At 43.5% G+C, this 214-nt stretch carries 1 protein-coding gene; it reads right to left on the bottom strand.

Going from position 1 to position 214, the window contains the following annotated elements:
- Positions 1-214, bottom strand: a 214-nt coding sequence (locus BCU75_RS20750; protein ID WP_157933918.1) for a DDE-type integrase/transposase/recombinase, incomplete at both ends; no start/stop codon positions are given.

Below are 214 nucleotides of genomic sequence, written 5' to 3'. Positions count from 1 at the left end.
TGTCGCATGACGATAACATCGAGTTTTTACCGTCATATCTAGGGCCTTCACAACATCGCTCGCTTTCATTTCATTGCTGACTTCATAACCCATGATTTTACGACTGAAGGCATCGGTAACCAATGACAAGTAATGAACGCCCTCATTCGACTGAACATAAGTGATATCGCTCACCAGAACTTCTTCTGGTTTGGACGGAACGACTTCTTTTAGC

It is taken from the genome of Vibrio splendidus, from assembly GCF_002873455.1.
GTDB lineage: Bacteria > Pseudomonadota > Gammaproteobacteria > Enterobacterales > Vibrionaceae > Vibrio > Vibrio splendidus_J.
This window is presented reverse-complemented; position numbering and strand designations above follow the sequence as displayed.